33 protein-coding genes are annotated in these 21,512 nt (G+C 68.5%); 3 read left to right on the forward strand and 30 right to left on the reverse strand.

From position 1 onward, the window contains the following. Positions 1–47: 47 nt before the first annotated feature. The 26 genes from rpmJ to rpsJ form a co-directional block, all read right to left on the reverse strand. Positions 48–161 (reverse strand): 50S ribosomal protein L36, encoded by a 114-nt coding sequence (gene rpmJ, locus ACF07S_RS03230; RefSeq protein WP_004984509.1) that lies wholly within the window; start codon positions 159–161, stop codon positions 48–50. A 60-nt stretch (positions 162–221) separates the two neighbouring features. Continuing rightward, the gene (gene infA, locus ACF07S_RS03235; RefSeq protein ID WP_003948620.1) at positions 222–443 is read right to left on the reverse strand and encodes a translation initiation factor IF-1; all 222 of its coding nucleotides are present in this window, start codon (positions 441–443) and stop codon (positions 222–224) included. A gap of 264 nt (positions 444–707) precedes the next feature. Beyond that, a complete protein-coding gene (map, locus tag ACF07S_RS03240; protein WP_391961785.1) occupies positions 708–1,544 on the reverse strand; it encodes a type I methionyl aminopeptidase in 837 nt (278 codons plus the stop codon). A 246-nt stretch (positions 1,545–1,790) separates the two neighbouring features. After that, positions 1,791–2,444, reverse strand: coding sequence for an adenylate kinase (locus ACF07S_RS03245; RefSeq protein WP_391961786.1), 654 nt, complete (start codon positions 2,442–2,444; stop codon positions 1,791–1,793). Then, on the reverse strand, positions 2,444–3,757 hold the full coding sequence (gene secY, locus ACF07S_RS03250; RefSeq protein ID WP_391030777.1) for a preprotein translocase subunit SecY: 1,314 nt from the start codon (positions 3,755–3,757) through the stop codon (positions 2,444–2,446). Before secY ends, ACF07S_RS03245 begins: the two co-directional genes overlap by 1 nt. Positions 3,758–4,000: 243 nt before the next feature. Further along, positions 4,001–4,456, reverse strand: coding sequence for a 50S ribosomal protein L15 (gene rplO / locus ACF07S_RS03255; RefSeq protein WP_024883206.1), 456 nt, complete (start codon positions 4,454–4,456; stop codon positions 4,001–4,003). A gap of 2 nt (positions 4,457–4,458) precedes the next feature. Then, positions 4,459–4,641: a 50S ribosomal protein L30 gene (gene rpmD, locus ACF07S_RS03260; protein WP_391961787.1), complete on the reverse strand. Its 183-nt coding sequence runs from the start codon at positions 4,639–4,641 to the stop codon at positions 4,459–4,461. Between the two features lie 2 nt (positions 4,642–4,643). Then, a complete protein-coding gene (gene rpsE, locus ACF07S_RS03265) occupies positions 4,644–5,249 on the reverse strand; it encodes a 30S ribosomal protein S5 (RefSeq protein ID WP_030860989.1) in 606 nt (201 codons plus the stop codon). Between the two features lie 31 nt (positions 5,250–5,280). Next, positions 5,281–5,664 carry a 50S ribosomal protein L18 gene (rplR, locus tag ACF07S_RS03270; protein ID WP_004927235.1) on the reverse strand — a complete coding sequence of 128 codons (384 nt, stop codon included), beginning with the start codon at positions 5,662–5,664 and terminating at the stop codon, positions 5,281–5,283. Positions 5,665–5,667: 3 nt separating this feature from the next. Next, positions 5,668–6,207 (reverse strand): 50S ribosomal protein L6, encoded by a 540-nt coding sequence (gene rplF, locus ACF07S_RS03275; protein WP_024883205.1) that lies wholly within the window; start codon positions 6,205–6,207, stop codon positions 5,668–5,670. 24 nt (positions 6,208–6,231) lie between these two features. Then, on the reverse strand, positions 6,232–6,630 hold the full coding sequence (gene rpsH, locus ACF07S_RS03280; RefSeq protein ID WP_030831671.1) for a 30S ribosomal protein S8: 399 nt from the start codon (positions 6,628–6,630) through the stop codon (positions 6,232–6,234). 212 nt (positions 6,631–6,842) lie between these two features. Further along, positions 6,843–7,028: a type Z 30S ribosomal protein S14 gene (locus ACF07S_RS03285; RefSeq protein WP_003948630.1), complete on the reverse strand. Its 186-nt coding sequence runs from the start codon at positions 7,026–7,028 to the stop codon at positions 6,843–6,845. A gap of 5 nt (positions 7,029–7,033) precedes the next feature. After that, positions 7,034–7,591 carry a 50S ribosomal protein L5 gene (rplE, locus tag ACF07S_RS03290; RefSeq protein WP_024883203.1) on the reverse strand — a complete coding sequence of 186 codons (558 nt, stop codon included), beginning with the start codon at positions 7,589–7,591 and terminating at the stop codon, positions 7,034–7,036. Further along, positions 7,591–7,914 carry a 50S ribosomal protein L24 gene (gene rplX, locus ACF07S_RS03295; RefSeq protein ID WP_003992365.1) on the reverse strand — a complete coding sequence of 108 codons (324 nt, stop codon included), beginning with the start codon at positions 7,912–7,914 and terminating at the stop codon, positions 7,591–7,593. Before rplX ends, rplE begins: the two co-directional genes overlap by 1 nt. 2 nt (positions 7,915–7,916) lie before the next feature. After that, entirely contained in the window at positions 7,917–8,285 is a 369-nt protein-coding gene (gene rplN, locus ACF07S_RS03300; protein WP_003998823.1) for a 50S ribosomal protein L14, read from the reverse strand. A gap of 99 nt (positions 8,286–8,384) precedes the next feature. Continuing rightward, positions 8,385–8,672 (reverse strand): 30S ribosomal protein S17, encoded by a 288-nt coding sequence (gene rpsQ, locus ACF07S_RS03305; protein WP_145867743.1) that lies wholly within the window; start codon positions 8,670–8,672, stop codon positions 8,385–8,387. Continuing rightward, positions 8,672–8,896 carry a 50S ribosomal protein L29 gene (gene rpmC / locus ACF07S_RS03310; RefSeq protein WP_003998824.1) on the reverse strand — a complete coding sequence of 75 codons (225 nt, stop codon included), beginning with the start codon at positions 8,894–8,896 and terminating at the stop codon, positions 8,672–8,674. The genes rpsQ and rpmC overlap by 1 nt, the downstream gene beginning before the upstream one ends. After that, positions 8,896–9,315, reverse strand: a complete 420-nt coding sequence (rplP, locus tag ACF07S_RS03315) for a 50S ribosomal protein L16 (RefSeq protein WP_004927269.1) — start codon at positions 9,313–9,315, stop codon at positions 8,896–8,898. Before rplP ends, rpmC begins: the two co-directional genes overlap by 1 nt. A 5-nt stretch (positions 9,316–9,320) precedes the next feature. Then, positions 9,321–10,148, reverse strand: coding sequence for a 30S ribosomal protein S3 (rpsC, locus tag ACF07S_RS03320; protein ID WP_391961788.1), 828 nt, complete (start codon positions 10,146–10,148; stop codon positions 9,321–9,323). After that, positions 10,148–10,495: a 50S ribosomal protein L22 gene (rplV, locus tag ACF07S_RS03325; protein WP_006130776.1), complete on the reverse strand. Its 348-nt coding sequence runs from the start codon at positions 10,493–10,495 to the stop codon at positions 10,148–10,150. Before rplV ends, rpsC begins: the two co-directional genes overlap by 1 nt. Positions 10,496–10,539: 44 nt before the next feature. Next, entirely contained in the window at positions 10,540–10,821 is a 282-nt protein-coding gene (gene rpsS / locus ACF07S_RS03330; RefSeq protein ID WP_003948639.1) for a 30S ribosomal protein S19, read from the reverse strand. Positions 10,822–10,833: 12 nt separating this feature from the next. Further along, positions 10,834–11,670: a 50S ribosomal protein L2 gene (gene rplB / locus ACF07S_RS03335; RefSeq protein ID WP_030220992.1), complete on the reverse strand. Its 837-nt coding sequence runs from the start codon at positions 11,668–11,670 to the stop codon at positions 10,834–10,836. A gap of 38 nt (positions 11,671–11,708) precedes the next feature. Further along, positions 11,709–12,128: a 50S ribosomal protein L23 gene (rplW, locus tag ACF07S_RS03340; protein ID WP_391961789.1), complete on the reverse strand. Its 420-nt coding sequence runs from the start codon at positions 12,126–12,128 to the stop codon at positions 11,709–11,711. After that, on the reverse strand, positions 12,128–12,787 hold the full coding sequence (gene rplD / locus ACF07S_RS03345; RefSeq protein WP_391961790.1) for a 50S ribosomal protein L4: 660 nt from the start codon (positions 12,785–12,787) through the stop codon (positions 12,128–12,130). Before rplD ends, rplW begins: the two co-directional genes overlap by 1 nt. Positions 12,788–12,795: 8 nt before the next feature. Next, positions 12,796–13,440, reverse strand: a complete 645-nt coding sequence (gene rplC, locus ACF07S_RS03350) for a 50S ribosomal protein L3 (protein ID WP_037929559.1) — start codon at positions 13,438–13,440, stop codon at positions 12,796–12,798. A 16-nt stretch (positions 13,441–13,456) separates the two neighbouring features. Next, complete coding sequence (gene rpsJ / locus ACF07S_RS03355; protein WP_003948644.1) at positions 13,457–13,765, reverse strand: 30S ribosomal protein S10; 309 nt, start codon at positions 13,763–13,765, stop codon at positions 13,457–13,459. A 601-nt stretch (positions 13,766–14,366) separates the two neighbouring features. Here rpsJ and ACF07S_RS03360 point away from each other — a divergent pair. Further along, a complete protein-coding gene (locus tag ACF07S_RS03360; protein WP_391973300.1) occupies positions 14,367–15,122 on the forward strand; it encodes a YqjF family protein in 756 nt (251 codons plus the stop codon). On the opposite strand, the gene gdhA is transcribed toward ACF07S_RS03360, so the two are convergent. Further along, entirely contained in the window at positions 15,123–16,481 is a 1,359-nt protein-coding gene (gdhA, locus tag ACF07S_RS03365; RefSeq protein ID WP_391973301.1) for an NADP-specific glutamate dehydrogenase, read from the reverse strand. It abuts the gene before it with no gap. Positions 16,482–16,816: 335 nt separating this feature from the next. Here gdhA and ACF07S_RS03370 point away from each other — a divergent pair, with 335 nt between their 5' ends. Both ACF07S_RS03370 and ACF07S_RS03375 read left to right on the forward strand, forming a co-directional pair. Then, positions 16,817–17,461, forward strand: coding sequence for a phospholipase D-like domain-containing protein (locus ACF07S_RS03370; RefSeq protein ID WP_391973302.1), 645 nt, complete (start codon positions 16,817–16,819; stop codon positions 17,459–17,461). A gap of 23 nt (positions 17,462–17,484) precedes the next feature. Then, entirely contained in the window at positions 17,485–18,306 is an 822-nt protein-coding gene (locus ACF07S_RS03375) for an SAM-dependent methyltransferase (protein ID WP_391961794.1), read from the forward strand. A gap of 58 nt (positions 18,307–18,364) precedes the next feature. Here ACF07S_RS03375 and ACF07S_RS03380 read toward each other — a convergent pair whose 3' ends face one another. From ACF07S_RS03380 to ACF07S_RS03390, 3 genes are all read right to left on the reverse strand, one after another. Next, positions 18,365–19,555 carry an endo-1,4-beta-xylanase gene (locus tag ACF07S_RS03380; protein WP_391973303.1) on the reverse strand — a complete coding sequence of 397 codons (1,191 nt, stop codon included), beginning with the start codon at positions 19,553–19,555 and terminating at the stop codon, positions 18,365–18,367. Between the two features lie 140 nt (positions 19,556–19,695). Next, positions 19,696–20,316 carry an LLM class flavin-dependent oxidoreductase gene (locus ACF07S_RS03385; protein ID WP_391973304.1) on the reverse strand — a complete coding sequence of 207 codons (621 nt, stop codon included), beginning with the start codon at positions 20,314–20,316 and terminating at the stop codon, positions 19,696–19,698. Between the two features lie 52 nt (positions 20,317–20,368). After that, complete coding sequence (locus ACF07S_RS03390; RefSeq protein WP_391961797.1) at positions 20,369–21,388, reverse strand: aldo/keto reductase; 1,020 nt, start codon at positions 21,386–21,388, stop codon at positions 20,369–20,371. Between the last annotated feature and the right edge of the window lie 124 nt (positions 21,389–21,512).

Here is a 21,512-nt window from a genome sequence, read left to right on the forward strand (position 1 = left end):
GTCGCGCGAAGTTCTGCGGAAGTCGCAGAGGGTCGATCGTGCTGCGGTCAGCCCTGGCGCTGCTTGTGGCGCGGGTTCTCGCAGATGATCATGACCCGGCCGTGACGGCGGATCACCCTGCACTTGTCGCAGATCTTCTTGACGCTCGGCTTGACCTTCATGGGATGTGAGGCTCTCCGGGTCAGTGCCACCACCCCGGCGTACCGGGGCGCGGGCAAGATCTACTTGTACCGGTAGACGATCCGGCCACGCGTCAGGTCGTACGGAGACAGCTCCACCACGACCCGGTCGTCAGGGAGGATGCGGATGTAGTGCATACGCATCTTGCCGCTGATGTGTGCCAGGACCTGGTGGCCGTTCTGGAGCTCGACCTTGAACATGGCGTTCGGAAGAGACTCGACGACAGTGCCCTCGATCTCGATGGCACCTTGCTTCTTGGCCACGCTTCGCCCTTCGAATCGACTACCTTGATCGACTCTGGCGTGCACCACGAACACATGCGGACATGAGGGTGCACGAGAGCCGACGAGTCAGTCTACGTCAGCGCACCCGGAAAGACGAATCGAGGGATCCTGCCCCGCGTCCGAGATCCTTAACCGGCCGGATCCGGCGCGAACCGGCCGGATCCGGCCCGGCGGCGGCACCCGGCGGCTCCGCCGGCCGCGCCCCACCGCCGTCCCCGACGCCGCTCCCGCGGGGCCGGTGCGTCAGCCGAGCGGATCCGGCGCCGCCGTGACGCCCAGTTCGGCGAGCTTCGCCTTGCCGCCGTCGGGGGCCGTCAGGACCAGCGGACCCTGTTCGGTCAGGGCGACCGAGTGCTCCCAGTGGGAGGACCAGGTGCCGTCGGTGGTGATGACGGTCCAGTCGTCGGAGAGGACCTCCGTCCTCGGGGTGCCCAGGGAGACCATCGGCTCGATGGCCAGGCAGAAGCCCGGGACCAGCTTGGGTCCCTTGCCCCGGCGGCGGTCGACGTAGTTCAGCAGGTGCGGGTCCATGTGCATCTCGGTGCCGATGCCGTGGCCGCCGTAGTCCTCGATGATCCCGTACTTGCCGCCGCCCGGCTTCGGCTGGCGGCGGATGTACGTCTCGATCGCGCGGGAGACGTCCACGAGCCGGTTGCCCTGCTTCATGGCCGCGATGCCGGCCCACATCGACTCCTCGGTCACCCGGGACAGCTCGACCAGCTCCGGGGAGTGGCCGGAGCCGACGAACGCGGTGTAGGCCGCGTCGCCGTGCCAGCCGTCGACGACCGCGCCGCAGTCGATGGAGATGATGTCGCCGTCCTTCAGGACGACGTCGTCGGAGGGGATGCCGTGGACGACGACCTCGTTGACCGAGGTGCAGATCGTCGCGGGGAAACCGCCGTAGCCGAGGAAGTTCGGCTTGGCGTTGTGCTCCGCGAGCACCTTGCGGGCGACCTGGTCCAGGTCCTTCGTCGTGGCCCCGGGCACGGCGGCCTCACGGGTGGCCGCGTGGATGGCGGCGACGACCAGCCCCGCCTCACGCATCGTGGCGATCTGCTCGGGGCTCTTGATCTGCACCATGGGGACTGCGGCCTTTCTGGACCGAGGGAGATACGGACGCTTCCCACGATACGGGCCGGACTCCCGTGCACCGCGGGCACATGTGCCGCCGGGGACGGCGCGGGCGGGCGGTGGGGGCGCCTCCCGCCCGGGCGGGGCCGGGGGACGGGGTGGCGCGCCCCGCGGACGCCGGACCGCGTCACCACCCCCGCCATGCCGCAGCCGCGGTCCCTTGCGAAGGAACCGCGGCTGTGACCGGCGTGGGGACTACTCCCCGCTCTTCAGCGCTTCCAGCGCCCGGCCCGTGACCTCGTCGACCGCCCCCATCGCGGAGATGGTGACGACCAGGCCCTGCGCCTTGTAGTAGTCGATGATCGGCTCGGTCTGCGTGTGGTAGACCTCCAGCCGCGTCCGCACGGTCTCCTCCGTGTCGTCGTCGCGCTGGTACAGCTCGCCACCGCAGATGTCGCAGACACCCTCCCGCTTCGACGGGCTGTACGTCGCGTGGAAGACGTGCGCGGAGTCCTTGCGGCAGATGCGCCGGCCGGCGATCCGCTTGACCACCTCGTCCTCGGGGGCCTCCAGGTCGAGGACCGCGTCCAGCTCGATGCCCTCGGTCGTCAGCAGTTCGTCCAGCGCCTCGGCCTGCGACACGTTGCGCGGGAAACCGTCCAGCAGGAACCCGCCCTCGGCGTCGGGCTGCTCCATGCGGTCCTTGGCCATGGCGATGGTGACCTCGTCGGGCACGAGGTTGCCCGCGTCCATGTAGGACTTGGCGAGCTTCCCGAGCTCGGTCTGCCGGCTGATGTTGGCGCGGAACAGGTCGCCCGTGGAGATGTGCGGGATGCGCAGTTTCTCGGCAAGGCGGGTGGCCTGCGTACCCTTACCGGCACCCGGCGGCCCGACGAGGACGATTCGCATCAGCGGAGGAACCCTTCGTAATTGCGCTGCTGGAGCTGGCTCTCGATCTGCTTCACCGTCTCGAGGCCGACACCCACGATGATCAGGATGCTGGTCCCGCCGAAGGGGAAGTTCTGGTTTGCCCCGAAACCAACCAACGCCATCGTCGGTACGAGAGCGATCAGACCCAAGTACAGCGAACCCGGCCAGGTGATCCGGTTGAGTACGTAGCTCAGGTACTCAGCGGTCGGTCGGCCAGCCCGGATGCCCGGGATGAAGCCACCATACTTCTTCATGTTGTCGGCGACTTCCTCGGGGTTGAAGGAGATCGCCACGTAGAAGAACGCGAAGAAAACGATGAGCAGGAAGTACAGGCTGACGTAGATCGGGTGGTCGCCCTGGACCAGGTGCTGCTCGATCCAGGTCTTCCATCCCGAGGTCCCGCTCGAGAACTGGGCGATCAGGGCCGGGATGTAGAGCAGCGACGAGGCGAAGATGACGGGGATGACGCCCGCCTGGTTCACCTTCAGCGGGATGTAGGTCGACGTGCCGCCGTAGGAACGGCGGCCGATCATCCGCTTCGCGTACTGCACGGGGATCCGGCGCTGGGCCTGCTCGACGAAGACGACCAGGCCGACCATGACCAGGCCGACGGCGATGACGGTGCCGAACTCGATCCAGCCGTCCGCCAGGCTGCCCTGCTCCTTGATGGCCCACAGGGCGGAGGGGAAGGTCGCGGCGATCGAGATGAACATCAGGATCGACATGCCGTTGCCGACACCCCGGTCGGTGATGAGCTCGCCGAGCCACATCACGCACGCCGTACCGGCGGTCATGGTGATGACCATGGTGATGGTGACGAAGATCGACTGGTCCGGGACGATCTGGCTCGCGACCGGGCAGCCCTGGAAGAGGGCGCCGCTGCGGGCGGTGGCCACCAGGCCGGTGCCCTGGAGGATGGCGAGCGCCACCGTCAGGTAACGGGTGTACTGCGTGATCTTCGCCGTACCGGCCTGGCCCTCCTTCTTCAGGGCTTCCAGGCGCGGGATCACGACGGTCAGCAGCTGCAGAATGATGCTCGCCGTGATGTACGGCATGATGCCCAGCGCGAAGACCGTGATCTGCAGCAGCGCGCCGCCGCTGAACATGTTGACGAGACCGAACAGGCCCTGGTTCGCCTCGGCCGCGTCGATACAGGTCTGGACGTTCCGGTAGTCGACACCAGGAATCGGGATATGCGTACCGACCCGGTACACCACGATGATGCCGAGCGTGAAGAGCAGCTTCTTGCGCAGGTCGGGCGTCTTGAACGCCCGGGCGAACGCGGTGAGCACGGTGCCTCCTGCGACCCCCCGCGCAACTGCGTCAAGGGTGACGGTCTTGAGATTCCGACTAAGGACGATTACGTAACGGTCAACTGCCGCCCTGAGTGCCCCGCATGGGGCGCCCGAGGTCAGTGGGCAGCGCAGGCCACCTTACCGGCGACCTGCCGCCCTAGGAACGACCAACCGGGGATACCCCATTTGTGGGGTATCCCCGGTCGGGATCGCTCTATGTCATCGAGACACCCGAAGGTCTCAGACGAGCTCGGTGACGGTACCGCCGGCGGCGGTGATCTTCTCCTTGGCGGAGCCGGAGACGGCGTCGACCGTCACCTGCAGCGCCACGGAGATCTCGCCCTGGCCCAGGACCTTGACGAGGCTGTTCTTGCGCACGGCACCCTTGGCGACCAGGTCCTCGACCGTGACCTCCCCGCCCTCGGGGTAGAGGGAGGCGAGCTTGTCCAGGTTGACGACCTGGAACTCGGTCTTGAACGGGTTCTTGAAGCCCTTGAGCTTCGGGAGGCGCATGTGGAGCGGCATCTGGCCACCCTCGAAGCGCTCCGGAACCTGGTAACGGGCCTTGGTGCCCTTCGTACCACGACCGGCCGTCTTACCCTTCGACGCCTCACCACGACCGACACGGGTCTTGGCGGTCTTGGCGCCCGGGGCGGGACGGAGGTTGTGGATCTTGAGCGGGTTGTTCTCCGCCATGATCAGTCGACCTCCTCGACCGACACGAGGTGGCGGACGGTGTGCACCATGCCGCGGAACTCGGGGCGGTCCTCCTTGACGACCACGTCGTTGACCCTCTTCAGGCCAAGCGAACGCAGGGTGTCACGGTGGTTCTGCTTGCTGCCGATGTAGGACTTGACCTGCGTGATCTTGAGCTGGGCCATGATCACACACCCGCCCCGGCACGTGCGCGCAGCAGGGCCGCGGGGGCGACGTCCTCGAGCGGCAGACCACGGCGGGCCGCGATCTCCTCGGGACGCTGCAGGCCCTTCAGGGCCGCCACGGTGGCGTGCACGATGTTGATCGCGTTGTCGGAGCCGAGCGACTTCGACAGCACGTCGTGGATGCCGGCGCACTCGAGCACGGCGCGCACCGGGCCACCGGCGATCACACCGGTACCGGGCGACGCGGGCTTGAGCAGCACGACGCCGGCAGCCTTCTCACCCTGGATGGGGTGCGGGATGGTGCCCTGGATACGGGGGACCTTGAAGAAGTGCTTCTTGGCCTCCTCAACACCCTTGGCGATGGCGGCCGGCACCTCCTTGGCCTTGCCGTAACCGACACCCACGGTGCCGTCACCGTCGCCCACCACGACCAGCGCGGTGAAGCTGAAGCGACGACCACCCTTCACAACCTTGGCGACACGGTTGATCGCGACGACGCGCTCAACGTAAGCGGTCTTCTCGGCGGCAGCTGCGCCGCCGTCACGGCCCTTCCGGTCCCGCCGCTCGCCGCCACCGGCGCCGCCACCGCGGCGCTGGGGTCCAGCCATTTCCTGTCTCCTTCCTAGGCCCGCAGGCGGCTCAGAACTTGAGCCCGGCCTCACGAGCGGCGTCCGCCAGAGCGGCGATACGTCCGGCGTACTGGTTGCCACCACGGTCAAAGACGACCGCCTCGACACCGGCGGCCTTGGCACGCTCGGCGACCAGGGCGCCGACCTGCTTGGCCTGCGCGGACTTGTCGCCCTCGCCACCGCGGACCGAGGCGTCCAGCGTGGACGCCGACGCCAGGGTGTGACCCTTCAGGTCGTCGATCACCTGCGCCACGATGTGGCGGTTGGAACGAGTCACGACGAGGCGAGGACGCTCGGCGGTACCGGCGACCTTCTTGCGGATCCGGATGTGACGACGCTTGATAGCAGCACGCTTGTAGGCGTCGCCCTTGAGGATCTTCTGCCCGTATGCCATGGCTTACTTACCCGCCTTTCCGACCTTGCGGCGGATGACTTCGCCCTCGTACTTGACACCCTTGGCCTTGTACGGGTCGGGCTTGCGCAGCTTGCGGATGTTGGCCGCAACCTCGCCGACCTTCTGCTTGTCGATGCCCTCGACCGAGAACCGGGTCGGGGCCTCCACCTTGAAGGTGATGCCCTCAGGGGCCTCGACCGTGATCGGGTGGCTGTATCCGAGGGAGAACTCCAGGTTCGAACCCTTGGCGACAACGCGGTAACCGACACCGCTGATCTCGAGCTTCTTCACGTAACCCTGGGTCACGCCGGTGATCATGTTCGCCACCAGCGTGCGGGACAGGCCGTGCAGGGCCTTGTTCTGACGCTCGTCGTTGGGGCGGGTGACGTTCAGAACGCCGTCCTCACCCTTGGCGATCTCGATCGGCGCCACGACGGTGTGGGTCAGCGAGCCCTTGGGGCCCTTGACCGAAACCGTACGGCCGTCGATGGTGACGTCCACGCCGGCGGGAACCGCGATGGGGAGCTTGCCGATGCGCGACATAGCTGTTTCCTCCGTTCCCTTCCGCTACCAGACGTAGGCGAGGACTTCCCCACCCACGCCCTTCTTGCCGGCCTGCTTGTCGGTGAGGAGCCCGTGCGACGTGGAGATGATGGCCACGCCCAGGCCGCCGAGCACCTTCGGCAGGTTGGTGGACTTCGCGTACACCCGGAGACCGGGCTTGGAGATCCGCTTGATGCCCGCGATGGAGCGCTCACGGTTGGGGCCGAACTTCAGCTCGAGAACGAGGTTCTTGCCGACCTCGGCGTCCTCGGTCTTCCACCCCGTGATGAAGCCCTCCTGCTGGAGGATCTCCGCGATGTGCGACTTGATCTTCGAGTGCGGCATCGCCACGGAGTCGTGGTACGCCGAGTTCGCGTTCCGCAGACGCGTAAGCATGTCTGCGATCGGATCAGTCATGGTCATGAATTGGCCTTCGGCCTCTCTCGCCGGGGTTTCCTGGTGCGCCATCCCTCTCCCCGATCCGAGACGGGACGGGTGCGGCGCGGTGGACCTACGGCGTAGTAAGTCGTATGGGCACGGCAGGCGCCCAACCCCACAAGCCTAAGCCATGGGGAGTGGGCGTCCTGCCGCCCCAGTTGCTTACCGAGAGCCCTGGGTGTCCGGAAAGTGCCGGATTACCAGGAGCTCTTGGTCACGCCCGGCAGCTCGCCACGGTGAGCCATCTCACGAAGGCACACGCGGCACAGGCCGAACTTGCGGTACACGGAGTGCGGACGACCGCAGCGCTGGCAGCGGGTGTAGCCGCGCACTCCGAACTTGGGCTTGCGAGCAGCCTTCGCGATGAGAGCCTTCTTCGCCATCTCGCTCACGCCTCCTTGAACGGGAAGCCGAGGTGACGGAGAAGGGCGCGGCCCTCTTCGTCGTTGGTCGCCGTGGTGACCACGGTGATGTCCATACCCCGGACACGGTCGATCTTGTCCTGGTCGATCTCGTGGAACATGACCTGCTCCGTGAGACCGAAGGTGTAGTTGCCACGGCCGTCGAACTGCTTGGGGGACAGGCCGCGGAAGTCGCGGATGCGCGGCAGCGCGAGCGACAGGGTGCGGTCCAGGAACTCCCACATGCGGTCGCCACGGAGGGTGACGTGGGCACCGATCGGCTGTCCCTCACGCAGCTTGAACTGCGCGATGGACTTGCGGGCCTTGGTGACGGCCGGCTTCTGACCGGTGATCGTGGTGAGGTCGCGGATGGCGCCGTCGATCAGCTTGGAGTCGCGGGCGGCGTCGCCCACACCCATGTTGACCACGATCTTGACGAGGCCGGGAACCTGCATGACGTTCTCGTAGGAGAACTGCTCGCGCAGCTTGCCCGCGATCTCCTCGCGGTACTTCGTCTTCAGACGCGGAGTGGTGGTGGTCGTCATCAGATGTCCTCACCCGTCCGCTTGGCAACGCGGATCTTGTTGCCCTCGTCGTCGAAGCGGTAACCGACGCGCGTGACGACCTTGTTGCCGTCCTTCTCCACGACCAGCTGGACGTTGGAGACGTGGATCGGGGCCTCGGTGGTCACGATGCCGCCGGCCTGCGAACCGCGAGCGGTCGGACCGGCCTTGGTGTGCTTCTTGACCCGGTTGACACCCTCGACCAGAACACGGTCCTCACGGGGGAAGGCCGCGATGACCTTGCCCTGCTTGCCCTTGTCCTTACCGGTGATGACCTGGACCAGGTCGCCCTTCTTGATCTTCATGCTCACAGCACCTCCGGCGCGAGGGAGATGATCTTCATGAACTTCTTCTCGCGCAGCTCACGGCCGACCGGGCCGAAGATACGGGTGCCGCGAGGGTCGCCGTCGTTCTTCAGAATGACGGCGGCGTTCTCGTCGAAGCGGATGTACGAGCCGTCCGGACGGCGGCGCTCCTTGACGGTGCGAACGATGACCGCCTTGACGACGTCACCCTTCTTCACGTTGCCACCGGGGATCGCGTCCTTGACGGTGGCGACGATGACGTCACCGATGCCCGCGTAGCGGCGACCGGAGCCACCGAGCACACGGATGCAAAGGATCTCCTTCGCCCCCGTGTTGTCGGCGACACGCAGTCGCGACTCCTGCTGGATCACGTCTATCTCCTGTTTGTCTGCCGGTTCCCCGGGGACCGTTCGGGCGAACGGTCCCCGGAGCCTGGCGGAACTGTCCTGCGAGGGATGCCCCGCAGAGGATTACTTGGCCTTCTCGAGGATCTCGACGACGCGCCAGTGCTTCGTCGCGGACAGCGGCCGGGTCTCCATCAGGAGGACGCGGTCGCCGATGCCGGCGGCGTTCTGCTCGTCGTGGGCCTTGAGCTTGCTCGTGCTGCGGATGACCTTGCCGTACAGCGCGTGCTTCTTGCGGTCCTCGACGGCGACGACGACGGTCTTGTCCATCTTGTCGCTGACGACGATGCCCTCACGGGTCTTGCGGTCGCCCCGAGCCTCAGTGTTCGTCTCAGTCACGTTGTTCTCGCTCATCAGGCGCTCTCCACCGTCTCGATGCCCAGCTCGCGCTCACGCATCAGGGTGTAGATCCGCGCGATGTCCTTGCGGACGGCCTTGAGCCGACCGTGGTTCTCGAGCTGGCCCGTCGCCGCCTGGAAGCGGAGGTTGAACAGCTCTTCCTTGGCCTCGCGAAGCTTCGCCAGAAGCTCCTCGTCACCCAGTTCGCGCAGCTCGGACGCCTTGGTACCGGCCGACATCACGCTTCACCTGCCTCGCGCTTGACGATCCGGCACTTCATCGGCAGCTTGTGGGCCGCACGGGTCAGCGCCTCACGGGCGATCTTCTCGTTGGGGTAGGACAGCTCGAACATGACCCGTCCCGGGTGCACGTTCGCGATCCACCACTCCGGCGAACCCTTACCGGAACCCATGCGGGTCTCGGCCGGCTTCTTCGTGAGCGGGCGGTCCGGGTAGATGTTGATCCAGACCTTTCCGCCACGCTTGATGTGGCGGGTCATGGCGATACGGGCCGCCTCGATCTGGCGGTTGGTCACGTACGCCGGCGTGAGGGCCTGGATGCCGTACTCGCCGAACGCGACCGTCGTACCGCCCTTGGCCTGGCCACGGCGCTTCGGGTGGTGCTGCTTGCGGTGCTTGACCCTACGGGGGATCAGCATGTCGGTCAGGCCTCCGTTCCGGTGCTCTCAGCCGGAGCGGCAGCCGGAGCCTCGGCCTTGGGGGCCTCGGCAGCGGCAGCCTGCTGCGGCTTGCGACCGCGACCGCCACGCTCGCCGCCGCGGCCACCACGGGCCGGACGGTCGGCGCCGCCACGGGCCGGGCGGTTGCCGGCGCGGGCAGCAGCGTTCTCGGCGCGGACCTCGGCGATGTTCTTGACGTCGCCCTTGTAGATCCAGACCTTCACGCCGATGCGGCCGAAGGTCGTCTTGGCCTCGAAGAAGCCGTAGTCCACGTTCGCGCGGAGCGTGTGCAGGGGCACGCGGCCCTCGCGGTAGAACTCCGAGCGGGACATCTCGGCGCCGCCGAGGCGGCCACCGCACTGGATCTTGATGCCCTTGGCGCCCGCCTTCATCGCCGACTGCATGCTCTTGCGCATGGCGCGGCGGAAGGAGACGCGGGAGGAGAGCTGCTCGGCGACGGCCTGGGCGACCAGCTGGGCATCGGTCTCGGGGTTCTTGACCTCGAGGATGTTCAGCTGGACCTGCTTGCCCGTGAGCTTCTCGAGGTCACCGCGGATGCGGTCGGCCTCGGCGCCGCGGCGGCCGATGACGATGCCCGGACGCGCGGTGTGGATGTCCACCCGCACACGGTCACGGGTGCGCTCGATCTCGACCTTGGAGATGCCGGCGCGCTCCATGCCGGACGTCATCATCCGGCGGATGGCGACGTCTTCCTTGACGTAGTCCTTGTACAGCTTGTCGGCGTACCAACGCGACTTGAAGTCGGTGGTGATGCCGAGCCGGAACCCGTGCGGGTTTACCTTCTGGCCCATTACCGGGTTCCTTCCTTGCTGCTGACGACCACGGTGATGTGGCTGGTCCGCTTGCGGATCCGGTAGGCACGGCCCTGGGCACGCGGCCGGAACCGCTTCAGGGTCGGACCCTCGTCGACGTAGGCCTCGGAAATGAAGAGGCTGTCGACATCGGTGTGGTCGTAGTTGTGCGCGGCGTTGGCGATGGCGCTGTCCAGCACCTTGCCGACCGGCACGCTCGCGGCCTGCGGGGCGAAACGCAGGACCGCCTGAGCCTCCGTGGCATCCATGCCACGGATGAGGTCCACCACTCGGCGGGCCTTCATGGGCGTGACGCGGATGTACCGCGCCTGGGCCCTGGCTTCCATGGTTGTCCCTTCAGTGTCTGTCATGGTCGATTGCACCCCGCCGACTAGCGGCGCTTCGACTTCCGGTCGTCCTTGACGTGGCCCCGGAAGGTGCGGGTCGGCGAGAACTCGCCGAGCTTGTGGCCGACCATCGACTCGGTGACAAACACCGGGATGTGGGTCTTGCCGTTGTGCACCGCGATCGTGTGGCCCAGCATCGCCGGGACGATCATCGAGCGACGGGACCAGGTCTTGATGACGTTCTTGGTACCGGCTTCGTTCTGGACGTCCACCTTCTTGATCAGGTGGTCGTCGACGAAGGGTCCCTTCTTCAAGCTACGAGGCATCTCAACCCGTCCTTAGCGCTTCTTGTTCGTCTTGCGGCGGCGGACGATGTACTTGTTCGACGCCTTCTTGGGCGAACGAGTACGGCCTTCCTTCTTGCCCCACGGGGACACGGGGTGGCGTCCACCGGAGGTCCGGCCCTCACCACCACCGTGCGGGTGGTCGACCGGGTTCATGACGACACCGCGGACGGTCGGACGGACGCCCAGCCACCGCTTACGGCCGGCCTTGCCCCAGTTGATGTTGCTCTGCTCGGCGTTGCCGACCTCGCCGACCGTGGCGCGGCAGCGCTGGTCGACCAGGCGGATCTCGCCGGACGGCATGCGGAGGTGGGCCATGGTGCCCTCCTTCGCGAGCAGCTGCACCGAGGCGCCGGCGGAGCGGGCGAACTTGGCGCCGCCACCGGGACGGAGCTCGATCGCGTGGATCGTGGTACCGACCGGGATGTTGCGGAGGGCCAGGTTGTTGCCCGGCTTGATGTCGGCCCCGGGACCGTTCTCGACGCGGTCGCCCTGCTGCAGGTTGCGCGGGGCGAGGATGTAGCGCTTCTCGCCGTCCGCGTAGTGCAGGAGCGCGATGCGCGCGGTGCGGTTGGGGTCGTACTCGATGTGCGCGACCTTCGCCGGCACGCCGTCCTTGTCGTGACGACGGAAGTCGATCACGCGGTAGGCGCGCTTGTGGCCACCACCCTGGTGGCGGACGGTCACACGACCGGAATTGTTACGGCCGCCCTTGCTGTGCAGGGGACGGACCAGCGACTTCTCCGGCGTGGACCGCGTGACCTCGACGAAGTCGGCGACGCTGGAGCCACGACGGCCCGGAGTCGTCGGCTTGTACTTGCGGATACCCATTTCTCAGTCCTCGTCCGATATCGAACGATCCTGACCGCTTACGCGGTCGGACCGCCGAAGATGTCGATACGGTCGCCCTCGGCGAGGGTCACGATCGCGCGCTTGGTCGCCGCGCGCTGGCCGAAGCCGGTGCGGGTCCGCTTGCGCTTGCCGATGCGGTTGATCGTGTTGACCCCGGTGACCTTGACCGAGAAGACCGCCTGGACGGCCTCCTTGATCTGGGTCTTGTTGGAGCCAGGCGCGACGATGAACGTGTACTTGTTCTCGTCGATGAGCGCGTAGCTCTTCTCGGACACGACCGGCTTGATCAGGACGTCACGGGGGTCCGTGAACGACTTGCTCACCGGCGTGACGACGGTGTTCTTGCCCTCGGCGGCGTGACGGCGCGCCTTGGCGACGCGCGCGGCCTTGGCCTTCTTGGCCGCCTTGGAGGCGATGGAGGGGTGACGGATAGCCATCAGACCTCGCTCCCTTCGTTGTCGTTGGCCGTGTTCGGGCCGGCGACGAAGGACTCGAAAGCGGCCTTGGTGAAGACCACGTCGTCCGAGACGAGAACGTCGTACGTGTTCAGCTGGCCCGGCTCCAGGATGTGGACCTGGGGCAGGTTGCGGGCGGACAGCCACGCGGCCTCGTCGGCGCGGTCGACGACCAGGAGCAGGTTCTTGCGCTCACTGATCTTGCCGAACAGGCTCCTGGCGGCCTTCGTGGACGGCGTCTCGCCCTCGACCACGCCGGAGACGACGTGGATGCGGTTGTGGCGTGCCCGGTCGGTGAGGGCGTGACGCAGGGCGGCAGCCTTCATCTTCTTCGGGGTGCGCTGCGAGTAGTCACGCGGCTGCGGGCCGTGGACGACGCCACCGCCGGCGAACTGCGGCGCGCGGGTCGAACCCTGACGGGCGCGACCGGTGCCCTTCTGGCGGTACGGCTTCCTGCCGCCACCACGGACTTCGGCACGCGTCTTGGTCTTGTGGGTGCCCTGGCGGGCAGCGGCCAGCTGTGCGACGACGACCTGGTGGATCAGCGGGATGCTGACCTTCTCGACGTCGAAGATCTCCGCGGGGAGCTCGACGGTACCGGCCTTGTCGCCCGCCGGCGAAAGGATGTCAACAGTGCTCATCGGTTACCTCAGGCCCCCTTGGCCGCGGTGCGGACCAGGACGAGGCCGCCGTTCGGACCGGGAACCGCGCCCTTGATGAGCAGCAGACCCTTCTCCGCGTCAACGGCGTGGACGGTCAGGTTCTGGGTGGTGACCCGCTCGTTGCCCATGCGACCCGCCATGCGGAGGCCCTTGAACACACGACCCGGGGTGGCGCAGCCACCGATGGAACCGGGCGAGCGGTGCTTGCGCTGGGTGCCGTGACCGGCGCCGAGGCCCTTGAAGTTGTGACGCTTCATGACACCGGCGAAGCCCTTGCCCTTGCTCTTGCCGGTCACGTCGACCTTCACGCCGGCCTCGAACACCTCGGCGGTGACTTCCTGGCCCAGCGTGTACTCGGAGGCGTCCGCGGTGCGGATCTCGACGAGGTGACGACGGGGGGTGACGTCGGCCTTGGCGAAGTGACCCTTGAGGGGCTTGTTCACCTTGCGCGGGTCGATCTCGCCGAAGGCGATCTGGACGGACTCGTAGCCGTCGACGTCGTTCGTGCGGACCTGGGTGACGACATTGGGGCCGGCCTTGACGACGGTGACCGGAACAACACGGTTGTTCTCGTCCCACACCTGCGTCATGCCGAGCTTCTCGCCCAGGATGCCCTTGATCTGCTTGGTCATCTTCAGATCACCGGCCTCAGAGCTTGATCTCGATGTCGACACCGGCCGGGAGGTCGAGTCGCATCAGAGAGTCAACGGTCTTGGGGGTCGGGTCGAGGATGTCGATCAGGCGCTTGTGCGTGCGCATCTCGAAGTGCTCGCGCGAGTCCTTGTACTTGTGCGGCGACTTGATGACGCAGTACACGTTCTTCTCAGTGGGCAGCGGCACCGGGCCCGCGACCGACGCACCAGTGCGAGTCACCGTCTCGACGATCTTCTTCGCCGAGCTGTCGATGACCTCGTGGTCGTAGGCCTTGAGCCGGATGCGGATCTTCTGTCCCGCCATGGCTACTTCGTAGTCCTGTCTCTCTTTACGCTCTGGAACCCGGTGCTCCAGGTCTCGTCCGCCGACCCACGCGGTCGGGCGTGTCGCACTCTCGCTAATAAGAATGTCCCTCGTTCGAACATCCCTGCGGGATTGACACGGTCCTACCAGAAACCGCGGACCGGGGGCGAAAGGCCCACCGGGTGCCTGGCCGTCGTCGCGCTCACGCTTCCCGGAAGATTCCCGTACGTCCGCCCCTGCACCTTCCGGTGCAATGCATGGGACGACGAGTACTGTGGGACTCGCTTCCGGTCCTCCCGGCGGGAGGCGCGCAACATCAACGCTCGACCGAGCAACTCGGACAGTCTGCCACAGCGGGCGGGGTGCTGGCCAATCGGGCCGGAGAGAATACCCCGGGAGTGACGAGGATCAAACAAGGGCTCGCGCGGGGACGGCCGCCGGCCGGGGACACCGTCACCGGGCCGGGGACCGGGGTCTCCCCGGCCGAAGCTCTCCGCCACGCGGCCGCGGGCCACCTGCCGGTCCGGCGGAACGGCGGACGGACCGGGGCGGCGGGGTGCCTGCGGATGCCCCGGCCCACCGCCTCCCCGATACTGGCGTGGTGCCGACGCCACCGCTGCCCGTGAGCCCCGACCCACCGGGGGCGGTCACGCGTCCGCTGCTCACCCAGTCGTGGCTCGGCCTGACGTTCCTGCACTGGGCGGCGGACCCGGCCGACGTGGCCGGGCTGCTGCCGCCGGGTACCGTGCCCGACACGCTGGACGGTGTCACGTACGTCGGTCTCGTCGCGTTCCGGATGCACCGGGTGGGATGGCTCGGCCTGCCGGGGGTTCCCTGGCTGGGCACCTTCCCGGAGACCAACGTCCGGCTCTACTCGGTGGACGCGCACGGGCGGCGCGGTGTCGTCTTCCTCTCCCTGGACGCCTCGCGCCTGATCCCGGTGGTGGTCGGCCGTCTCGGGTTCCGGATGCCGTACGTCTGGTCCCGCATGGACATACGGCACGACGGCGACACCGTGACGTACACCGCTTCCCGCCGCTGGCCGGGACCGCGCGGCGCCGGTGGCCGCATCACCGTACGGCGGGGCGGGCGGATCGAGGAGCCCACCGGGCTGGAGCACTTCCTGACCGCCCGCTGGGGCCTGCACGGCGCCTTCTTCGGACGGTCGGTGTACCTGCCGAACGCCCATCCCCGCTGGCCCCTGCACCGGGCCGAGCTGGTCGAGTGCGAGGACGACCTGATCACGGCGGCCGGGCTGCCGGGGCCGGCCGGGGAGCCGGTGAGCGTCCTGTACTCGCCGGGCGTGCCCGCGCGCTTCGGACGCCCGGCCCGCCCGGCCGGCATCACCACCCCGTGATCAGATGACTCCCTGCGCGAGCATCGCGTCCGCCACCCGCTCGAAGCCGGCGATGTTCGCGCCGGTCACGTAGTCGCCGGGGGCGCCGTAGCGCTCGGCGGTCTCGGCGCAGGTGGTGTGGATGTCCGTCATGATGCGGGCCAGTTCGTTCTCGACCTGGCCGGCCTTCCACGACGTACGCGACGCGTTCTGCGTCATCTCCAGCGCGCTGACCGCGACACCGCCCGCGTTGGCCGCCTTGCCGGGGCCGAAGGCGACGCCGGCCTGCTGGAGCAGGGCGACGGCGTCGGGCGTGGCCGGCATGTTCGCACCCTCGGAGACCGCCTTCACGCCGTTGCGGATCAGGGTCGCGGCGTCGTCCGCGTTCAGCTCGTTCTGCGTGGCCGAGGGGAGGGCGACGTCCGCCGGGACCTCCCAGACCCGTCCGCCCGGCACGAAGCGGGCGGAGGCGCCCCGGCGCTCGGCGTAGTCGCTGACCCGGCCGCGCTCGACCTCCTTGATCTCCCGCAGCAGCTCCAGGTCGATGCCCTTCTCGTCGACGACGTAGCCGCCGGAGTCGGAGCAGGTCACCGGGTTGGCGCCGAGGGCGGTCAGCTTCTGGATGGTGTAGATCGCGACGTTGCCGGAGCCGGAGACGACCGCCGTCCGCCCCTCCAGGTCCTCGCCTCGCTCACGCAGCATCGCCTCCGTGAACAGCACGTTGCCGTACCCGGTCGCCTCCGGCCGGATCAGCGAGCCGCCCCAGCCGGCGCTCTTGCCGGTGAGCACGCCGCCCTCCCAGCGGTTGGTGATCCGCCGGTACTGGCCGAAGAGGTAGCCGATCTCGCGGGCGCCGACGCCGATGTCACCGGCGGGGACGTCGGTGTACTCGCCGATGTGCCGGTGCAGCTCGGTCATGAAGGACTGGCAGAACCGCATGACCTCCGCGTCGCTGCGCCCCTGCGGGTCGAAGTCGCTGCCGCCCTTGCCGCCGCCGATGCCGAGCCCGGTCAGCGCGTTCTTGAAGATCTGCTCGAAGCCGAGGAACTTGATGATCCCGAGGTTCACGGAGGGGTGGAAGCGCAGGCCGCCCTTGTAGGGGCCGAGGGCGCTGTTGTATTCGACCCGGAAGCCACGGTTGACGTGGACCCGCCCGTGGTCGTCCTGCCAGGGCACCCGGAACATGATCTGCCGCTCGGGCTCGACCAGCCGCTCGACGAGCCCCGGCTCCGCGTACTCGGGGCGCGCCGCGAGCACCGGGCCGAGGGTCTCCAGCACCTCCCGTGCGGCCTGGTGGAACTCGGGCTCCGCCGGGTTGCGGCGCTCGACCTCGGCACGGAGCAGGTCGAGCGAGGTCTTGGGGTCGGGTCGTGAGGTCACAGGGTCCCTTTCTGGCGCGGCTGACACCGATACATGTACCGGTGAGGGGCGCTCGGCGCCGTTGCCGCGCGCAGGACAGCGGCCGCCCTGGTCGTATACGACAGGTCGGCCGACCCTCCCAGTGTTACTGCTGTGTTAACTCGATACCAAGAGCCGGGCCGGATTGCCCGCCATCTGGACAGGGCGATCGCAGTCCGGAGGGCCGGTGGGTCCTGATCCGGTCCTTGGCATACCCACACCCATCCCCCGCATCGCCCCTCAGGCTTTCGTGGCGGTGCGGGCAGGCACCGTACGGGGCGTCGCCGATCCGGCGGGGCGGGAGAGACAGGGGCATCATGACGGGTGGGGCAGCCGTGCGGCCGGCGACAGGGGACGGCGACGAGACGGCGGCCGACGGCGGTCCCGGCCTCGCCCGCCCCGCCGGCGGCGCGGCGCCCGTGGCCCCCGGCCGACTGGTGACCGTACGCAATCGCCCGTGGGTGGTGACGGAGGTGACCCGTTCCGCCCTGACCACCGACGACCCCGCCCGCAGCGCCGGAGCCAGTGCGCCGCACCTCGTCTCCCTGGCGTCCGTCCAGGACGGCGCCCGGGACGAGGAACCGCGGGTGGTGTGGGAGCTGGAGCAGGCGACGGGCGTCCACGACCGGTACGAACTGCCGTCACCGGACGCCGGCCGGATCGGCAGGACGGGAGTGCTGCACGCGAAGGTGCTGGCCGCCGATCGGCACACCGCCCTGCTGGGCAGTGCGAATCCGACCGATCGCGGGCTGTCGGACAACATCGAGGTGGGCGTGGTCCTCCGTGATCCGGCGGTGGTGGAACCCCTGGTCGATCACTTCCGTCGGCTCATCAGCCCCGGGAGCGAGGTGATGCGCCGTGCCGGGCAGGGGTTCCTGGAAGACAGGGCGACGGGTGCCCGGCACATCGCGCCGGGCACGGCCCGGTTATCGTGGCGATCACGACTGGAAAAGGTCAACTGACGCGCGGGGCAAGGGGAATCGACGTGGATCAGCAGGACTCCGCTATGGGCGCTCCGGTACGGATCGACACCGGCAAGCCGCATCCCGCGCGGATGTACGACTGGTTCCTCGGCGGCAAGGACAACTACCCGGTGGACGAGGAGCTGGGCAGACAGCTCGTGGCGTTCGCGCCGCCCATTCCGGTCATGGCGCGGATGAACAGGGCGTTCATGCACCGTGCCACCCGCTGGGTGGCCGACCAGGGCGTGCGCCAGTTCCTCGACATCGGGACGGGCATCCCGACGGAGCCGAATCTGCACCAGGTGGCCCAGGGGGTCGCCGCCGACGCGCGGATCGTGTACTGCGACAACGACCCGATCGTCCTGGTCCACGCCGAGGCGCTGCTGCGGGGCACGCCCGAGGGGGCCGTCGACTACGTGCAGGCGGACGCCCGTGACACCGCCGCGATCGTCGAGCGCGCCCGCAGGACGCTGGACTTCGAGCGGCCGGTCGCGCTCTCCCTGATCGCGCTGCTGCACTTCATCGGCGACGAGGACGGGGCGTACGAGCTGGTGGATCGGCTCAAGAAGGCTTTGGCGCCGGGCAGTTACCTGGTGATGTCGCACCTCACGCCCGACTTCCACCCGGAGCAGGCGTCGAGGAAGGTGATCGACCTGTACCGGGCGGGCGGGCTCACCATGGACATGCGCAGCCGGGACCGGTTCGCCCGGTTCTTCGAAGGCTTCGAGGTCGTCACCCCCGGCATCGTGGCGGCCGAGGAGTGGCACCCGGAGCTCGGTGAGCCGGTTCCCGGGCAGGAGGGCGTCCACAGCGGGGCGTACGTGGCGGTGGCCCGCAAGGCCTGAGCCCTCGCGGAGCAAGACGGCAGGACCGCCCCGGTCAGGGCGGCCCTGCCGGGCGTTCTCAGCCCTTCCCGTGCATGTGGTGCTTCCCGTGCTTCTTGCAGTCGTCCTCCCGGGCCGCCTCCCTCAGCGTGTCCCGCAGGGCGTAGAAGGCGGGCTTGCGGGTGTAGTCGGCGGTCATGACGTTCGCGAAGCCCTCGCCCTCGAAGAACACCGGCACCCACGAGTACTTGTCGGTGAAGCCCCAGATGGTGAACGAGTTGCAGCCGTCGACGGCCAGGCACGCCTCCAGGGTCCGCTGGTAGTAGTCGGCCTGCTTCCGCTCCTGCTCCTCGGTGGGCACGCCGCCCTCCGGGACGTCCATGCGGACGTCCAGCTCGGTGACGGCGGTCTCCAGGCCGAGCGCGTCGAACCGGCTCAGGTTGTCCTCCAGGTCGCCCGGGAAGCCGTACCGCGTGCTCAGGTGCCCCTGGACGGAGAAGCCGTGCACGGGCACGCCCTGCGCGAGCAGGTCCTGGACGAGGGCGTAGTAGGCGTCGCTCTTGGCGTTGACGCCCTCGACGTTGTAGTCGTTGAAGAACAGCTTCGCCTTCGGGTCGATCTCGTGGACCCACCGGAAGACGTCCGCGACGATGCCCGGCCCCAGCTCGCGGATCCAGATGTTGTCCTGGGTGCGCAGGTCGCCCTGGTCGTCGAAGATCTCGTTGGCGACGTCCCACTGCTGGATCCGGCCGGCGTAGCGGCCGACGACGGTGGTGACGTGCTCGCGCAGGACGGCGCGCAGCTCCTCCTTCGAGAAGTCGCCCTCCTCCAGCCACGCCGGGTTCTGGCTGTGCCACAGCAGGGTGTGACCGCGTACGACCTGCTTGTTGCGCCGGGCGAACTCGACGATCGCGTCGGCCTGTGCGAAGTCGTAGCGGTCCCGCTCGGGATGGATGTGGTCCCACTTCATCTGGTTCTCGGGGGAGACCGAGCTGAACTGGCGTCCCAGGACCTTCCGGTACTCCCTGTCGTACGTGAAGGGGTCCGGGTAGTCCTGCTCCAGGTGGTGGCCGCCGCCTGCCGCGGCGGTGCCCACGACGAAGCCCTCCGGAGCGGCCGAGCGCAGCCGGTCGGACGCGGCGTGGGAGTGCGGGGCGGCCTGCGCCGCCGCGCCGCGGTCGCCCGAGGGGCCGGCTGTGGCCACCGCCGTGAGCGGGAGGGAGAGGGCGGCGGTGGCGAGGGCCACCGTGGCGAAGCGAGCGGGTCTCATGCGGGGAGCCTCATTCCGTCGACGTCATCCGGTGTCGAATGTTTCGAAAGTAGATCCGAAACATTAGGGATGGGCGGACGGTAGGATCCGGCCGGACGCCACGTCAATACCCGTGCACGGATTCGGGACGCCGGCCGCCCTCAGACCGACGGCCGGACGATCTCGTCGGCGGCCCACCGCGCGACACCGTCCGGATACGGCCCCGGCAGCCCGAGGACGATGTGCCGGAACCCGGCGTCCACCGCCTCCCCGATCGCGTCCCGGGTGACGCCGGGGCGGTCGTAGGAGACGGGCAGGTGGATCGAGCGGACGACCGAGGCCGGGTCCCGGCCGGCCTCGGCGCAGTAGCGGTCCAGCAGGGCGCTGCGCCGGGTCAGGTCGTCGATGTCGCCGCCGCCCGGGATGTTCCACAGGTCGGCGTGTTCGGCGACCACGCGCAGGGTCGCGGACGAGCGTCCGCCGATGAGGATCGGCGGGTGCGGTCGCTGGACGGGTTTGGGGCTGCCGAACGCCCCGGTGAGGTGGTGGCGGGCGCCGTGGAAGTCGAACGGTTCCGTCTCCGTCCACAGCCGCCGGATCACCGTGCAGGCTTCGGCGAGGCTCTCCACGGCGTGCGCGGTGTCGTGGAAGGGCAGGCCGTGTGCCGCGTGCTCGATCTCCGGGACGGCGTCCGCCTCCTGCCATACGCGCAGGACGTCCCGGTAGTCGACCTGCGAGGGGGCGGTCCTGATCCCGAAACGGGGTCGGGGTGCGGGGTGCACGGGCTGGTTGCCCTTTCGGGTGGCTCGGTACGTCCGGGGCTCCCCCGGACGGTCAGCGGCGCCGCAGCGACGGGTCGAGCAGCGCGGGCGGGGTGTCGAACTTCTCGTGCGCGGCCAGGTCGGCACCGGGGGCGACGATCGCGTCGATCGCGTCGAGGACATCGGCGGAGAGCACGGTGTCCGCGGCGGCGAGTTGCGCGCGCAGGTGGTCCAGGGTGCGGGGACCGATGAGCGCGCCGGTCACGGCGGGATGCGCGGTCACGAAGCCGAGCGCCAGCTGGATCATGGTCAGGCCCGCCTCGTCGGCGACCTCGGCGAGCTGCTCGACAGCGTCGAGCCGGGCCCGGTTGGCGGGGAGGGCAGTGTCGAAGCGCTCCGGCAGGATCCCCGACCGGTGGGTGGTGATGTCCCGGCCCCTGCGGACGGCGCCCGACAGCCAGCCCGAGGCCAGCGGGCTCCACGCCAGCACGCCGAGGCCGTACTCCTCGGCCACGGGCAGGACGTGGGCCTCGATGCCGCGCTGCAGGATGGAGTAGCTGGGCTGTTCGGTGACGTAGCGGCTCAGGCGGTGCTCGCGGGCGGCCCACTGGGCCTGCACGATGCGGTAGGCGGGGAAGGTGGAGGAGCCGAAGTAGCGGATCTTCCCCGCGCGCTGCAGGTCGGTCAGGGCGGACAGGGTCTCCTCGTCACCGGTCTCCGGGTCCCAGCGGTGGATCTGGTAGAGGTCGACGTGGTCGACGCCGAGGCGGCGCAGGCTGTTGTCCAGTTCGGTGACGAGCCAGCGGCGCGAGCTGCCCCGGTGGTTGCGCTCGTCGCCCATGGGCATGCCCGCCTTGGTGGCGAGCACGATGTCGTCGCGGCGGCCGGCGACGGCCTTGCCGACCATCTCCTCCGACTCCCCGCCGCCGTACATGTCGGCGGTGTCGATGAGGTTGACGCCGGCTTCGAGGGCCGCGTCGACGATCGCGGTGGCCTCGTCCTGGGTGGTGCGGCCGATCGCGCCGAAGTTCATCGCGCCGAGCGCGAGGGTGCTGACCTGTACTCCGGTGCGGCCGAGGGAGCGGTAGCGCATGAGGTGTTCCTTCGTCGTGGGTGAGGTGGGGTGCCACCGGCCCATGGCTTGGTGGCGGGCTCCCGTTCTGCCATGATGGACAAACGGAACCTCGTTCCGGAACGACAATACGGAACACTGTTCC

The organism is Streptomyces sp. NPDC016640 (genome assembly GCF_043076215.1).
Classification (GTDB): domain Bacteria; phylum Actinomycetota; class Actinomycetes; order Streptomycetales; family Streptomycetaceae; genus Streptomyces.

Excerpts from the sequence above, each read along its gene's own strand:
- ACF07S_RS03370 (WP_391973302.1), top strand. The coding sequence starts at position 16,817 with ATGACGGGTGGGGCAGCCGTGCGGCCGGCGACAGGGGACGGCGACGAG.
- rpsJ (WP_003948644.1), bottom strand. The coding sequence starts at position 13,765 with ATGGCGGGACAGAAGATCCGCATCCGGCTCAAGGCCTACGACCACGAG.
- rpsS (WP_003948639.1), bottom strand. The coding sequence starts at position 10,821 with ATGCCTCGTAGCTTGAAGAAGGGACCCTTCGTCGACGACCACCTGATC.
- map (WP_391961785.1), bottom strand. The coding sequence starts at position 1,544 with ATGGTGCAGATCAAGAGCCCCGAGCAGATCGCCACGATGCGTGAGGCG.
- rpsE (WP_030860989.1), bottom strand. The coding sequence starts at position 5,249 with ATGGCTGGACCCCAGCGCCGCGGTGGCGGCGCCGGTGGCGGCGAGCGG.
- rplF (WP_024883205.1), bottom strand. The coding sequence starts at position 6,207 with ATGTCGCGCATCGGCAAGCTCCCCATCGCGGTTCCCGCCGGCGTGGAC.
- ACF07S_RS03285 (WP_003948630.1), bottom strand. The coding sequence starts at position 7,028 with ATGGCGAAGAAGGCTCTCATCGCGAAGGCTGCTCGCAAGCCCAAGTTC.
- rplX (WP_003992365.1), bottom strand. The coding sequence starts at position 7,914 with ATGAAGATCAAGAAGGGCGACCTGGTCCAGGTCATCACCGGTAAGGAC.
- rpsC (WP_391961788.1), bottom strand. The coding sequence starts at position 10,148 with ATGGGCCAGAAGGTAAACCCGCACGGGTTCCGGCTCGGCATCACCACC.
- rplW (WP_391961789.1), bottom strand. The coding sequence starts at position 12,128 with ATGGCTATCCGTCACCCCTCCATCGCCTCCAAGGCGGCCAAGAAGGCC.
- ACF07S_RS03245 (WP_391961786.1), bottom strand. The coding sequence starts at position 2,444 with ATGCGAATCGTCCTCGTCGGGCCGCCGGGTGCCGGTAAGGGTACGCAG.
- rplE (WP_024883203.1), bottom strand. The coding sequence starts at position 7,591 with ATGACGACCACCACCACTCCGCGTCTGAAGACGAAGTACCGCGAGGAG.
- rpsQ (WP_145867743.1), bottom strand. The coding sequence starts at position 8,672 with ATGAGCGAGAACAACGTGACTGAGACGAACACTGAGGCTCGGGGCGAC.
- rplB (WP_030220992.1), bottom strand. The coding sequence starts at position 11,670 with ATGGGTATCCGCAAGTACAAGCCGACGACTCCGGGCCGTCGTGGCTCC.
- rpsH (WP_030831671.1), bottom strand. The coding sequence starts at position 6,630 with ATGACCATGACTGATCCGATCGCAGACATGCTTACGCGTCTGCGGAAC.
- rpmD (WP_391961787.1), bottom strand. The coding sequence starts at position 4,641 with ATGGCCCAGCTCAAGATCACGCAGGTCAAGTCCTACATCGGCAGCAAG.
- ACF07S_RS03390 (WP_391961797.1), bottom strand. The coding sequence starts at position 21,388 with ATGCGCTACCGCTCCCTCGGCCGCACCGGAGTACAGGTCAGCACCCTC.
- rplD (WP_391961790.1), bottom strand. The coding sequence starts at position 12,787 with ATGAGCACTGTTGACATCCTTTCGCCGGCGGGCGACAAGGCCGGTACC.
- rplV (WP_006130776.1), bottom strand. The coding sequence starts at position 10,495 with ATGGAAGCCAGGGCCCAGGCGCGGTACATCCGCGTCACGCCCATGAAG.
- rplR (WP_004927235.1), bottom strand. The coding sequence starts at position 5,664 with ATGGCATACGGGCAGAAGATCCTCAAGGGCGACGCCTACAAGCGTGCT.
- rpmJ (WP_004984509.1), bottom strand. The coding sequence starts at position 161 with ATGAAGGTCAAGCCGAGCGTCAAGAAGATCTGCGACAAGTGCAGGGTG.
- rplP (WP_004927269.1), bottom strand. The coding sequence starts at position 9,315 with ATGCTGATCCCCCGTAGGGTCAAGCACCGCAAGCAGCACCACCCGAAG.
- ACF07S_RS03380 (WP_391973303.1), bottom strand. The coding sequence starts at position 19,555 with ATGAGACCCGCTCGCTTCGCCACGGTGGCCCTCGCCACCGCCGCCCTC.
- rplO (WP_024883206.1), bottom strand. The coding sequence starts at position 4,456 with ATGGCGGAGAACAACCCGCTCAAGATCCACAACCTCCGTCCCGCCCCG.
- rpmC (WP_003998824.1), bottom strand. The coding sequence starts at position 8,896 with ATGTCGGCCGGTACCAAGGCGTCCGAGCTGCGCGAACTGGGTGACGAG.
- rplC (WP_037929559.1), bottom strand. The coding sequence starts at position 13,440 with ATGACCAAGCAGATCAAGGGCATCCTGGGCGAGAAGCTCGGCATGACG.